The sequence below is a fragment of the Imhoffiella purpurea genome (assembly GCF_000585215.1).
Lineage (GTDB): Bacteria > Pseudomonadota > Gammaproteobacteria > Chromatiales > Chromatiaceae > Imhoffiella > Imhoffiella purpurea.
Genome location: NZ_AONC01000022.1, coordinates 23470 through 37923, shown reverse-complemented (window position 1 = coordinate 37923; position 14454 = coordinate 23470). Strand labels below are relative to the sequence as shown.

The 14454-nt window shown below is 55.9% G+C and carries 8 protein-coding genes; 2 read left to right on the top strand and 6 right to left on the bottom strand.

What is annotated here, in order from left to right; translation table 11 throughout:
• Positions 1 to 33: 33 nt before the first annotated feature.
• The 5 genes from D779_RS07535 to D779_RS07525 form a co-directional block, all read right to left on the bottom strand.
• Entirely contained in the window at positions 34 to 1515 is a 1482-nt protein-coding gene (locus tag D779_RS07535) for an oligosaccharide flippase family protein (protein WP_043751941.1), read from the bottom strand.
• Between the two features lie 298 nt (positions 1516 to 1813).
• Positions 1814 to 5983 (bottom strand): hypothetical protein, encoded by a 4170-nt coding sequence (locus D779_RS22170; protein WP_157726346.1) that lies wholly within the window; start codon positions 5981 to 5983, stop codon positions 1814 to 1816.
• A gap of 142 nt (positions 5984 to 6125) precedes the next feature.
• Positions 6126 to 7286: a hypothetical protein gene (locus tag D779_RS22165; protein ID WP_157726345.1), complete on the bottom strand. Its 1161-nt coding sequence runs from the start codon at positions 7284 to 7286 to the stop codon at positions 6126 to 6128.
• 165 nt (positions 7287 to 7451) lie between these two features.
• The gene (locus D779_RS22160) at positions 7452 to 7769 is read right to left on the bottom strand and encodes a hypothetical protein (protein WP_232424115.1); all 318 of its coding nucleotides are present in this window, start codon (positions 7767 to 7769) and stop codon (positions 7452 to 7454) included.
• Positions 7770 to 8335: 566 nt separating this feature from the next.
• On the bottom strand, positions 8336 to 8920 hold the full coding sequence (locus D779_RS07525; protein WP_043751935.1) for a DUF4124 domain-containing protein: 585 nt from the start codon (positions 8918 to 8920) through the stop codon (positions 8336 to 8338).
• 172 nt (positions 8921 to 9092) lie between these two features.
• On the opposite strand from D779_RS07525, the gene D779_RS07520 reads away from it, so the two are divergent.
• Positions 9093 to 10052, top strand: coding sequence for an AMP-binding protein (locus tag D779_RS07520; RefSeq protein WP_052347936.1), 960 nt, complete (start codon positions 9093 to 9095; stop codon positions 10050 to 10052).
• Between the two features lie 30 nt (positions 10053 to 10082).
• On the opposite strand, the gene D779_RS07515 is transcribed toward D779_RS07520, so the two are convergent.
• Positions 10083 to 11360 carry an HD-GYP domain-containing protein gene (locus D779_RS07515; protein ID WP_043751931.1) on the bottom strand — a complete coding sequence of 426 codons (1278 nt, stop codon included), beginning with the start codon at positions 11358 to 11360 and terminating at the stop codon, positions 10083 to 10085.
• Positions 11361 to 11605: 245 nt separating this feature from the next.
• Between D779_RS07515 and ileS the strand changes: the two genes are divergently transcribed.
• On the top strand, positions 11606 to 14434 hold the full coding sequence (ileS, locus tag D779_RS07510) for an isoleucine--tRNA ligase (protein ID WP_043751928.1): 2829 nt from the start codon (positions 11606 to 11608) through the stop codon (positions 14432 to 14434).
• Positions 14435 to 14454: the final 20 nt, after the last annotated feature.

Below are 14454 nucleotides of genomic sequence, written 5' to 3'. Positions count from 1 at the left end.
TGGAAGACCACCGGACTCCCAGGCCCGGTCGGATCACGCCGCCGCCCGAGCCAACACCAGCCGGCGCACGTCCGCCATCAGCACGACCACCAGAAAGACCGCCATCGCCAGGCCGCCGGCGACCAGCGCGTGCCATCCTAAATCCGACTCCAGCCAGCCCGCCCCCAGATAGAGCCCCACGCCCAGCGCGACATAGGCGAGCACGCGTCCCACCTCGTAGGGAACCGGGTAATAGCGCCGTCCGAGCAGATAGGACATGAACACCATGGAGCCATAGCAGACCAGATGCGCCCAGGCCGCGCCCTGGTATCCATGGATCGGCACCCACCAGAACAGCAGCAGGATGGTGATGCCCGAGCCCACCAGCGAGACGCCCGCCCCCAGGAGGGTGCGATCGGTCAGCTTGTACCAGATCGACAGGTTGACGTAGATCCCGAGACAGAGCTGCGCCAGCAGCAGCACGGGAACCACGTCCAGTCCCTCGCGGTAGGCGCTACCGACGAAGTACTGGAAGACGTCCATGAAGAGCACCACCACCAGGAAGAGGAAGACGCAGCAGATCACGAACCAGTTGAGCACCAGGGCATAGGTCTGGCGGGCGTCGCTCTGCTTGGCATAGCTGAAGAAGAAGGGCTCGCCGGCATAGCGGAAGGCCTGGATGAAGAGCGACATGAGGATCGAGAGCTTGTAGCAGGCGCTGTAGATCCCGAGGTGGGCGAGATTGGTCTCGGCATCGTAGGGCAGCAGATACTTGAGCGCGGCACGGTCCAGCATCTCGTTGATGATGCCGGCGAAGCCGATGACCACCATCGGCAGCGAGTAGCGGATGAGACGCCCGAAAAGAACGGTGTCGAAGACACGGAGCCCGCCCCTGAACTGCGGCGACAGCAGGACCAGCTTGATCAGGCTCGCCGCCAGGTTGGCGACGAAGACGTAGCCGACGCCGATCTCGGGGACCCAGAGCCGGCCGAGCAGGGAATCCGGATCGGCCTCGAAGGCATGCCGGCAGACATAGATGAAGAAGAGCGTCAGCCCCACGTTGGCGCCGATCTCGAGCAGCTTGACGACGGCGAACCGCCGCGCCCGGTTCTCCGCCCGCAGCCGGGCGAAGGCCACGGCACCGATCGAATCCAGCGCCAGGATCGCCGCGCACCACCAGATGTACTCGGGATGCCCCGGATGCAGCAGCAGATCGGCGATCGGCTGGCTCAGCACCAGCAGCGCGACGAAGAAGAGCCCGTTGGACAGCAGCAGAAAGCGCAGCACGGTCCCGTAGACGGCCTCCGGCGGCCAGTCCCCGGTCGAGCGGAAGCGGAAATAGCCGGTCTCCAGCCCGAAGGCCAGCACGACCGCGAGAAAGCCCATATAGGCGTAGAACTCGGCGACCACCCCATACTCCGCCGGCGCGAAGCTGTAAGTCAGGAAAGGAACCAGCAGATAGTTGAGGAAGCGCCCGAAGACGCTGCTGACGCCGTAGATGGCTGTCTGTGAGGCGAGACGTTTGAGTGGGTTCAAGGTAGGATCCGAGCAGGTCGCTGAAGAGACTTTGGGGCGGCATTCTATCCTAGAAACCTTCTGGTCCGATTAATCCTAGAACCGATTCCGAATATCTCATAGATCAGTGCCACTCGCCCCGACAGCCCACGCTTTTGCGACATCCCTGGACCCATCTCGATGCACTCTTGCCCCTGCAGTTAACTACAAGGAAAAACTCTCACATAGACGACAGATACCTTAGCGCAGCAAACCCAGGAGGTATAGGCACCATGCGGTAATACATCTACCACTAGCAATAAACAATCTACACCAGCTTCTAAGAATTAGAAGCCACATCTTCACGATAAATGATCGTCGTCTCAATCAAGTCTATTGCGTTGTGAGAATAGTTGGCCACATCGCCATCTTTATTATTAACAGTAGAAGAATAGTTTCTTTTATTCCGCTCAAGATAAGCTTCACCACTTCCTGAATTATCACCTCCAGAAACTATTCTGAAAAGATCACTATATTTAAAATTATACACTTTGCCAAACAAATGAAGAGTAAAATCCATGCGCCCACCAGGCATACGCCCCAGGCGGCAATTCCCCCCCCAACCCTTTTTCTTTATCACGTCTAGCGCACGCCTTGAAAATTCATGCGAGCTAAAAGAAAGACCACGATCCTCCATCAACCTAAACTGTACTGCAATCGAAAACCGCTCATCTCTCGCAGCAAATACAGCACACCCAGCAGATAAAGATAGATCCGTTCGATCCACCTGAAAATCATGGAATAAAATCTGATCAATCTTGTATAGTGAGGCCATTTTGTCGCTAACATCAACGTTGCTCTCTGGCCAAGAGAAAACAATAACAATATCACCCCAACCCTCACCTAATAGCACCAGATCACAATCATCGAGATATTCGCCTGCGGCATCGAGCGGAAGAAGATCTGAAGCCAAACGGGTGGATCCAGTAGGCGAACTATCAAAAAAATCACTCCACTCTTTCTTTTTCTTAACGGAGCGAAGAAGACGATGTAAAAAATATAGCCTCAGATCACGCTGTTTCAAAGTAACGGACAAAACGCCTAAGATCTTCTTAGGTATGCCACCATTTTTATTTGCTGACGGCTTATCCGGATTAGATAAAGATATAGGTAAAGCCAACTCTCTTCGCGCAAAAAAGGTAGGAAAGACTTCCCAATCCGGCCGTTTTTGAATATAGGCAAGTTTGAATGCGGAATTAGTTTTATTATTCTCAAATTCCCTCTGAAACGCAAAAAACTGGGGCAAGCGACAGCGACACATTGGACTATCGATCTGCAAAGACAATAGATCTGGCACACCTAACAAACCAAAGTAGTGTCTAGCCGCCGGCGTTCTACAACCTTCATCCGAGCTCTCTTGAACCCAATCTCGCCAATACCCCTGGGTGAATAGATCCTCTCTCATTTTGCTTGACAAATTTTGATTTTCAGTATCATTAAAATGAAAGTAGGAGCCTGACAAATAAATCCTCGTAACCATGACGATTTGAGGCGAAATCGATTCGCACCCTTGATTCAAAGCCCCATTTTTAAGTCCGTTCGTAAGCGCTCTGATAGACTGGCCCACATCCTCATGCATACTAATGAATCCGCGAATAGGCTCAAGCAGCACCCAGGATTCATTTGAGCACCCCTTAGACGGAGGTAAAGCATCATCAAGTATCTTAAAAAGCTCCGCTAATTTTTTCCCTTGGAGCTTTTCCAAAAAGCGTTGCTCTTGGGAAGCAGGCTCTATTACGGGATCAGCCACACACGCTTCGCCACTAGCGTCGCTCTTATCTCGAAAGAAAAGCAATGCGCTACCAGGATGAATCCGCAAAAGATCTAATGCGCAAACTTTGCCCAAGAACTGATCAAAATCATCTTTAAGTTTTTCATCGATCCGAAACATCCCTGCGCGATATTCTCCAAACAAATCATCAAACCAGGAAGCCTTAAACTTTGTAGGAATCTCACTTTGAGAATTTTGATTCGTTTCATATACAGCAAATACCAAACGATCATACGCAGCTATATAATCTTCTAGTCTATTACGAGTCCATTCTTTTTTCTCCTGACCATCCTTATCCTGATCACCACCTATTGCATCACCAAACATCCAACACGCTAGATTTTGGTATAGCGGATCATTTACCGGTAGTTCTCGGGCTGTAAAATCCCAAAAAAACTCTGTCAGCAAACGAAAAACGATGCCAAAACGATGAAAAGAAGACCGCATGCGCCAGAAGTGAAATTCGAGCCCTATTTGATACAAATCTCGACCTAAAGTAGTTTGCTCGTGAATTTGTCTTTCCCAGTCACCCGTATCAAGCTTTCTTTCTTTACCTTCAGCCAGTTCAGGGCCAACAAAATCTATCGCCCGCATGAGGGCGCATTGCCATGGAATATCGTAATGATGCTGAAAAAGTGGACGATTCGCTATTCTAATTTCATTGAAATCCGCTGAGAAACCAGAGTCAAAATCAAACCTTCTATAATTAAGATAGAGGCTATTAAATGCTTCACCCTTAGCGGCAAGATCATCCGACAGATCGCGCAGCGGCTGATCATCTAAGGACTTAAAATCGATAAGGCGCCGAAAAAGCAGGTTGCGCACTTCCTTTGGTATTCGTCTCGTCGATCTCGGCTGTAATCGAGGTCCGCGATGACCTTCCCCCGAGTCACCCGTTCCATAATCATCACCACGCTTTTTCCGCCATTTACACACCTCTCGCGCAGCCTCTGAGCGCCTCACTAGGGTACAAAGACGCTCACCAAGCCGCCGCCAATAGCGATCCGCCGCCAACTCCACCCCTCTTAGTTCCGCAAGTTGTTTAAAGAGCCGTTTTGAAGCCTCTTCGACGCCTTCTATCAGCGTTGTCTCTAGCTTCGAGAGATCATAACCATTTCGATGCTGAATCGCATTCAGCCATGCACAGACAATGAGCGACCGTAGATACCAGGTTCGACCATAGTCCAACAATTGATTATGTCCACGATCCTCGATATAATCGATTAGATCTATATCAATACGCTCGTCTGGCTGACGAAAGAGTTCCTCGAGATGTGCTCCAGTATCCTGAAAGAATGCAGCCAACAGATAGGCCGGACCAACGATCGCCGAGGCTATCAGATCGGCGGCAATCTCGGTTAGCACATGACGAGGCCGAGCCTCATTCCCAACCTCAGGCTTCGACTCCAACTCATAGGTCGTCAAACAATGAGAGAGAGATCTCAACAAACGCGCAAATGGATCGTCGGCTACCGACAACCGTGGCGAATACAGTTCACCATAGTAATCCATCAAGGCAAGATGCGCGATTTCATGAGCGATAACAGGCTGTAAGTCAGGCCGTTCGATCATCCAGTAAGAGGTATTGATAAAGCCGACTCGCAAGTCCCCTGCATCGCTAGAGGAATCCTTCAATCTCGGTTGGCGACGCTTACATTCCGTATAGTAAACATTGTTGTGAGATGAATAGTCATGGGTCCAGCGATGCATCACCGTCCTGAATCCACTAGGCTTGCAAACACCCATCGAGCCGAACAGCAACTGAATCTCGGTTTGCATATCGCGACAGGAATCGGATAGAAAACCAGAATAGATGCCCTGCTCACGACGGCGTTCGATCAAGGGCCTTGGCTGATCTCGAAGCCCCATATCCAAGTCTCTGGCGAATTGCCCTTGAAGGTCACCAAGACGTTCGACGTATACTCGTGTACGACCCAAGAAGGCCGTACGGATGAGCAGAAAACGTCCGATCGGGTTTGAAACAGACAAACATTTTGAATAACTTGGATCGAAGACCTTCAATCCTTGACGATAGAACTCTATCTTGTCCCTCAGCATATCGCGCTTCAGTGATTGAATCGCTCCAAGAAGGCGATATTGGCGTTTTTGTGTCACACTCCAGGCACCCGCGCTCCAGATGAGGTTCAATTCGTGGCGCAGGTCCAAAAGAATGTGAGAGCGAACATTATACCCGGAAAATGCCTTCCTACCTTCCTCTCCATCATTAGCTGGGGGGATTCTATTTTGTATCAATCCATCCACATCCGGGCGAACTGAAATTTTTGCATCCGGTGGCAGACGTAGGATCGCTTCTTCGGCGCATGTCCTGGAACTGAATGAGGGATTACTGAAGAGTTTTTTCCAGGTATGGAAGGCTTCTTGCGGAGGTTTTGGGTCTATAGGTTTTTTATCATTTTCAAATCCCTGCCCATCTTCTGGTCCGCCTGCCACTTCTGAGGCCCCTTCTCTCCAGTTTGCCGAAAGATCTCGCCATTTACCCCAGAGAAAATCCTCTTCGAACCTCAATACCCGATACAGGGTGGGTAGCCGTAATTGATGCGCGATGTTAACCTGCGTATGCCTTGCCTCTAAAATAAGAATATCGAATCGCTCGAGCGTATCGATAAAGGCAAGAAAAGCCATATAATCGGCTGATTTCGAAATCTTTGCCTGTCCCATCGTCACCCCCCATTATCAATGCGTACCCACTGACACCCGCACGCTGCCCATCGACAAGATGAAATAGAAATCGTAAGTCACGCATCAATCCCAGCAATCTAATTAGGAAAAGGTTATAAGAAACACAACATTCACTAACACACTAATGTATAATCCTAACCGCTATCAGGATTAGAGCACCAATGACTGCGGCAGCAATCGCTTCTAGTCGAAGGCTCCGCAGCGAAGTGCGATGCACACGCAAGCGACCTATAAAATCTATAGGCAGTCCACTTGGATCACTGCCATCGAAATTATCTAAACTCGTCCATTCATGAAAAGAAAAACTTTGAAAATAAACAAAAACAATGCTGTATAGCATCCACAAAAACGTCAAGCTTTCTAAAGCTTTAAAATTATTATCGATCGCCAACTGTTGATGATAAAAATTGCTCTTCTGTGGATTCTGATCGCAGGTTCCTGACTCTTTCTCTGGGCAAATTGATTCAGCAGCATATGTCTGAACGGTAATTTCTTGCGAGGTGTTTTGTGTATATACATTTGGCATTTCCATACCAAGATTCAAGATAACAAGGAACACCAGAATCACAAGATACCCATTCCAAATCGGCAGATAAGAATAGATAAGCCATCGTCGATATCCTCGGTCGAAGAACCCTTTAAATCGGCCGCCACTTTGGAAATACTCGTTCATGGCAAGGACCAGCAATACGCCTTGGGGCGATTCTCGCCCATACCAGCGCGCAGCATCCGGTCGATGATCTATATTCGGAAAGCAACGAAGAACACTTTGTAAAAAAAGTTTAGGCCATGCCAGAGGTCCTGAATATCGACAGAGCCAGCGTGTCGTCCAGGTAAAGGTCCACCATTTCGATATACCGTACAGCCAAGATCGAGTACCGCTTGGAATACCGTCGAAGACCTTATCCAGCACTGGCATGCGGCAGACACCATACACGAAAAGAGGGAGAAAAACTGCCATAGCGAGAGCTACAATGATTCCAGATAACCAGCCGAAATGTGCCCCTAAGAAAATCGCGTAAGCGAGTGAAGGAAGAAAAATCCAAACCCTTAACCCATTTGGCCATAGAAACAAACGGTCGCTGGATGCAATGGTTTCCAGCGCATTCAATTGAGAGGGATTGTTCTTATGGCCAACAGACCGAGACCGGCAGGAGGACTTGAAGAAATATCTTCGTTTATCTACTTCGTCTTCCGCTCGCTGTGGATCAACAACTCGCAACAACATGAAAGGCGGCGCGAGATTTCCTCCATAAAACGGAAGATTCTCGACCGCAGCCATGAGACGTCGATGCATCCAAATGACGGGATTCATTCGATTGATTAAACAACACACTAGACAACCAAAGGCAAGCGCGTTATCTCAGAAGCTAAGGAAATGAACATATACCAATAGAATAACGCGCTTCACATTCAACTGACAGAACATTCAGTCGAGTATCTTTATCTATTTCCTGTAGGGATGATCAGGTACCCAACGTGACCTAGGCTCGACAAACGCCCGCCCTGTTGGGGTGAAGCTTATCGATGCCGGCCTGTATTCACCTTGCCCCCCGTTCATTTTTGTTGTTTCGAAAAAATGAATACGCGTTTCGATTTTATCTATCGCTTCATCGTTTTTATCAAATCTTTTTTTCAACTCATCAACCGCCTTTCCATGATCACCAAGCTTTTTTTTCACATCTTCAAAATCTTCATTCTGTTTATCACGAATTTCTTTCAGCTCTTTGCGGATTGCTTTAATTTCCTTTATCATCGAGAACATTGCTTTAATTCCTCGTCGCATTGACATTAATGCTCAAACCTTGAGCCAAGAGCAAGATGCAAGAATTTTCAAGAGGGGGAGCTTACATTTATATCCCCTCAGAACCATTTACAGAAGGTCGGCTCGCTGAACAACTAAGGCGTGAATCACCCCCCCTGTAAAGACACACCAGAGATCAAAACGAGCTATAGTGATTGATTAAGCTAAACCTGGCTCCGTGAACTAAATGACGGCCCAGAATAGGAAAATATTTGTAGAACAAAGGGTTGTGATTGAAAAAACCGAATTTATGGCATCACCCACTGGGTGCGGATTTTCAATCCTAACCCTTTGTTCTAAATGCATTTTACTATTCTGAATCGTCATTTAGTTCACGGAGCCAGGTCATAGAAAATCACCGGTTTGTATAGACAGCTCGATGGAATTCTGGCGACTCTCCGACCGAGGTCGTACACAGATCTCGATCAAGCATACGTTTATGCAACCGGAGCTTCATTGATCTGAAACAAGATTGTAGAGCAGCGATATCCCTTGTCCGCACAATAGTCAATATCTTCGCCCTGGCATTAACGCTGCGGCACCGTACCCTCGACCGGTTTGAGCGACCGCCCGGGCCGCTTCAGTGACATCTGGCTGCGGGGCGACGGCGGATACTCCTGGGTCCTCGGTCGCGGTGGCCTGTGATGGTGGTGGCGCCCGAGCCAACCCCAGGGAAGAACATAGACGGGCTCGCGCGCCCGCTGGGCCTCCGCCTCCAGCTGTCGGGTCCGTGCCTCGGCGGCTTCGATCTCGGCCAGCCGCTGGCGTTCCTCCAATTCGTCCAGATAGGCCCTGCGCCGCGCGAGTTCGCGCGCCTTGCGCTCGGCCTCCATGCGACGGGTCTGGTTGATCACCGAATAAGGGTCGCCCTCCCGTCTGGCCGCTCCCGGCGACTCGGGCATCGCCATGGACTCGACCGGACGGTCGCTCGCCTCCGGGGCACGATCGCTGAAATGGACCTGACCTGCCTCATCGGTCCAGCGATAGAGCCTGTCCTCCCCGAGTGCCGCCCCGGAAGGGGACATCAGCATCAGACAGGCGCAAGCGGCGAGCAGCCCTCCGCCAGCGCCATGGCGGGTGATGACCGCCGATTCCAGCCGCGAAGCACCCATGATTCGACCTCCGGTCGACTTTTCAGCCGACGACTATTGTGGAAAATTCGCCCAGCGGGGAGAATCAAAGCCGCTGGGACGCCCGAGGATTCATGCCCGCGCCCTATCCCTCCACGCCACTTCGGGTCCCGCCCTGCCCTTTCCTTGGACTATCGCTCAGAGATCGATACGCTTGAAACCCTGGTGGACGACCGAACGGATCCTGCGGCTGCTTACGGATCTCATCGCCTCGAAGATCGGCCGTTTTCGTCCGACCCTGGAGAGACTTCAGCGCAGCCATGACCCGATCGGGGCCGCCATCCATATCGGCACCCAATCGCACGCCAACGTCGATGCCGCCGTGTTCGATCTCGACTCGCTGGAACTCGTGGATCTGGCGCAGACCATCGAGGACCGCTTCCATCTCGAGGAGGCCGGACTCGACGGAGCCCTGCTCGAACAGCGCAATCTGGACGACTGGGTCCGGATCGTCCTCGACGGTCGCGCGCGCTGGGACGAGGAGATGAGCTTCGAGACCTCGGGTTCGACCGGACGGCCGAAGCTGTGCACCCACCGGATGTCGGCGCTCGAACAGGAGGTCGGCTGCATGGCCGACCGGTTCGCGGACCGGTCCAGGGTGCTGTGCGGCGTCCCCTGCCATCACATCTACGGTTTCCTGTTCGGACTGATGCTGCCGGCCAGGCTCGACATCCCGATGCGCGACGTCCGAGATTCGCTGCCCAGCAGCGTCCTCAAGCGTGCCCGGTCGGGCGACCTCATCGTCGCCAACCCGGCCTTCTTCGACATGGCGACGCGCCGGTCGCTCGGGATCGCACCCGGCGTCACCCTGCTGACCTCCACCTCGACCTGCCCGCCCAACCTCTGGCGACGCTTGCTCGAAAGCCGCGCGGAACGCGTCGTCGAGATCTACGGCTCCACCGAAAACGGCGGCATCGGTACGCGGGAGTCGTCCCACAACCCCTTCGCGCTGCTGCCATACTGGTCGCGCCTGGCGGGATACGAGGACCGTCTCATCCGCGCCATGCCGGACGCCCGGCCCCAGCCGACCGCACTCCAGGATCGCCTGCGCTGGATCGACGATACCCGCTTCGAGGTTCTCGAACGCAGGGACGGACCGGCGCATCGATCCTGACTCCGCAGACCGGCATCGCCCCCGCTGCGGCTATCGTCTGCCGGACGACTGGAAGTAATAGCTCAGCTTGTCCGACAGATTGAGATACTCGATCTGATCCTGTGTCAGATCGGTGCGATGGAGGCTCTCGCGGATACCGACCTCCTCCTCGGCCAGGTCCAGGATCAATGCCTCCTCCTGGGGGATCTCTGGCGAATAGACCAGCACGTTGGGCTTGAGCAGGTCCTGGGGGTTGATGGTGACCACCAGGGCGACCCGCTCGTCCGACAGCTGGACCACGGTCCCTGGCGGATAGACGCCCAGATTGGTGATGAAGGTGGTCAGCACCTTGGCGTCGTAGCATTGACGCTCGCTGGTATACATGTGCGAGATCGCCTGATGGGGCGACATGCCGCGATCGGCGCCGAATCCGTTGCACAGATTGTCGTAGCGGTTCACGACCGTGACGATGCGGGTCAGCATCCCGATGTCGCCCCCCTTGACCCCCTCGGGAAACCCGCTGCCGTCGAGATGCTCGTGGTGCCTGGCGATGATCTCGACCACGGGCTTGGGCAGGGCCGAGAGGTTGCGCGCGATCTCGACGCCATAGCGCGGGTGCTGCTCGTAGAATTTGCGCTCGGGCGAGTTGAATGCCTCCTTCTTGAGCAGGATCTGGGTGGGGATCTTCTGGTGTCCGAGATCGTGGAACAGCGCCCCCATTCCGAGCAGGCGCAGCTGCGACTTGTCGAGCGAGAGCTGCTGTCCGATGACCATGGCCAAGGCCGCCACGTTGACGCAATGGTAGTAGCTGTTCTCGTCCTGGTGCTTGAGGTTGACCAGCTGCACCGTGGCCTCGCAGTCCGCGGTGAGGTCGTCGACCATCTGGGTCACCAGATCGCTGGCCGCCTCCACCGCCTGCATGGGCGAGGATCGCAGCTGGCTCATCAGCTTTCTGGCCGAGCCGACCGATTTGGTATAGCGCTTGGAGCACTGATTGAGCCTGGAACGGCGCTGCTTGAGCGCCTCGATGCGCTGCCGCTTCTCCTCCCACAGGGCCTCTGCCAGATGCTCCCGCATTTCCTCGATCAGTGGCGGCTCCTCGGCCACCGCCTCGGCGTCTTTCGCGGGAGACGAACCGGCGGCCGGCGGATCGCTGCGCCCGGGATCGATCCGGATCTTGGCGAGACGCAGCTGACGCAAGGCGTCGAGCTGCTTCTGGGTACGGATCTTGAAGCTGCTGGTCAGGAACGGATGATCCATCCACGGCATGTCGAGATGCACGAAGAGTCCGATTCGCAACTGACTCGTTTCGAGGAATGTCTTGCTCACATCATGGACCAACCCAAGCAGACCGCCCTGGTCATCGAGAACGAAGCCCGATCCTCCAAGAGGATAAGGCGATAGAATCCCCACTCATCGAATGGATCCATCCAAATCCGCGCGACTTTAGGGATAGTAGACGACAGCCAAGGCCCCGCGCCCCGAATCGATCCGCTTGATTCTCGGCCGAACCACTTGTAGCTTGCATCATCAGGATTTTTCGAGCCTTACCGACGCACCCGAGACCGATAGAAGTGACCGATTACAAGAACACCCTGAATCTACCCAATACCGGCTTCGCGATGAAGGCCAATCTGGCCCAGCGCGAACCCGAGATGCTCAAGCGCTGGGAATCCCTGGACGTCTACGGGCGCATCCGTGCGGCCCGCGCCGGGGCCCCCACCTTCATCCTGCATGACGGTCCTCCCTACGCCAACGGCGACATCCACATCGGTCACGCGGTCAACAAGGTTCTCAAGGACATTATCGTCAAGGCGCGCACGCTCGACGGTCTGGACGCGCCCTATGTTCCGGGCTGGGACTGTCACGGTCTACCCATCGAGTTGCAGGTCGAGAAGAAGAAGGGCAAGCCCGGCCACAAGATCTCGGCGGCCGAGTTCCGTGTCGCCTGCCGTGAATATGCCGCCAAACAGGTCGACGGCCAGCGCCAGGACTTCAAGCGGCTCGGCGTCTTCGGCGACTGGGAGCGCCCCTATCTGACCATGGACTTCGGCTTCGAGGCCGAGATCGTACGCTCGCTCGGCCGCATCGTCGCCAACGGCCATCTGCAGAAGGGCGAGAAGCCGGTGCACTGGTGCATCGACTGCGGATCGGCCCTGGCCGAGGCCGAGGTCGAGTATGCCGACAAGCAGTCGATCGCCATCGACGTGCGCTTCCCCCTGGTCGATCCCTCCGTGCTCGCCGAACGCTGTCACGGCACGCCCAGCGGCTGCGGCGAGGGCCCGGTCTCGGTCGTCATCTGGACCACCACGCCCTGGACCTTGCCGGCCAACCAGGCGGTCGCGCTCAATGCCGAGCTCGACTACGTCATCGTCGAGGCCGACTCCGAGGCGGGCAGGGAGCGGCTCATCGTCGCCGAGGGTCTGCTCAAGGACACCATGGACCGCTGGGGCATCGAGCGCTACCGGGTGGTTGGATACGGACGCGGCATCGATTTCGAGGGGGTTAGACTCCAGCACCCCTTCTACGACCGCGAGGTGCCGGTGATCGTCGGCGAGCACGTCACCCTCGACGCCGGCACCGGCGCGGTCCACACGGCCCCGGGACACGGCCTGGAGGACTATATCGTCGGTCAGCGCTACGGTCTCCCGGTCGACAACCCGGTCGGCGGCAACGGGCGTTTCCTGCCCGGAACCCCGCTCTTCGAGGGCGAGAACGTCTTCCAGGCCAACGAGCACGTGGTCGAGACCCTCAAGGAGAAGGGCGCCCTGCTGCTGGAGACCCGCTTCAACCACAGCTATCCGCACTGCTGGCGCCACAAGACCCCGATCATCTTCCGCGCCACCCCCCAGTGGTTCATCAGCATGGACAAGCAGGGTCTGCGCGAGAGCGCCTTGAAGGAGATCGACAAGGTCGAGTGGATGCCCGACTGGGGCCGCAACCGTATCGAGAGCATGGTGCAGGGACGTCCCGACTGGTGCATCTCGCGCCAGCGCACCTGGGGCGTGCCCATCCCGCTCTTCGTCCACAAGCAGACGGCCGAGCTGCATCCGCGCGCCCAGGAGCTGATCGAACTGGTCGCCAAGCGGATCGAGAAGCACGGCATCGAGGCCTGGTTCGCGCTGGAGCCGGCGGATCTGCTCGGCGACGAGGGGACGGACTACGACAAGGTCCACGACACCCTGGACGTCTGGTTCGATTCGGGCGTCACCCACGCCTGCGTGCTCGAGCGCCGCGAGGGGCTCGCCACACCCGCCGATCTCTATCTGGAGGGCTCCGACCAGCATCGCGGCTGGTTCCAGTCCTCGCTCATGACCTCGGTGGCCATGCACGGCCACGCGCCCTATCGACAGGTGCTGACCCACGGCTTCACCGTGGACGCCAAGGGCCAGAAGATGTCCAAGTCCAAGGGCAACACCGTCAGCCCCCAGCAGGTGATGAAGACCCTCGGCGCCGACATCATCCGGCTCTGGGTCGCGGCCACCGACTATCGCGGCGAGATCAGCGTCAGCGACGAGATCCTCAAGCGCACCGCCGACGCCTATCGGCGCATCCGCAACACGGCGCGTTTCCTGCTCGCCAACCTCAATGGATTCGACCCGGCCGCCAATCTGGTGCCGTCCGCCGAGATGGTCGCGCTCGACCGCTGGGCGGTCGACCGCGCCTGGCGCCTGCAACAGGAGGTCATCGCCGCCTACCAGGACTACCAGTTCCACCTCATCTACCAGAAGGTGCAGCAGTTCTGCGTGGTCGACATGGGCGGTTTCTATCTGGACGTCATCAAGGACCGCCAGTACACCACACCGGCCGACAGCCTGGCGCGGCGCTCCTGCCAGACCGCCATGTACCACATCGTCGAGGCCATGAGCCGCTGGCTCATGCCCATCCTCAGCTTCACCGCCGACGAGATCTGGCAGGCCATCCCGGGCGAACGCGCCGAGACCATCTTCACCGAGACCTGGTACCAGGGACTCTTCGCCCTGGACGCCGACGCCCCCATGGACCGCGACTTCTGGGACGGCGTGATCGCCGCGCGCATCGCCATCGGTCCGGCGCTGGAGGGCGCGCGCAAGGCAGGCCGGATCGGCTCCTCGCTCGACGCCGAGCTGGACCTCTACGTCTCCGACGCGCTCCTGGAGCGGCTGGGCCGACTCGGCGAGGAGGTGCGGTTCGCCCTCATCGTCTCCGAGGTGCGCATCCATCCGCTCGCCGAGCGTCCGGAGTCGGCGACGGACACGGATCTGGACGGACTCGCCGTGCTGGTCGCGCCCTCGGACCACACCAAGTGCGTGCGCTGCTGGCACCACCGAGACGACGTCGGCACAGATGCGGAGCACCCCGAACTCTGCGGGCGCTGCGTCGAGAACGTCACCGGCGGCGGCGAGGTCAGGCACTTCGCCTGAGCCCGACGCCCTCTCGGCCG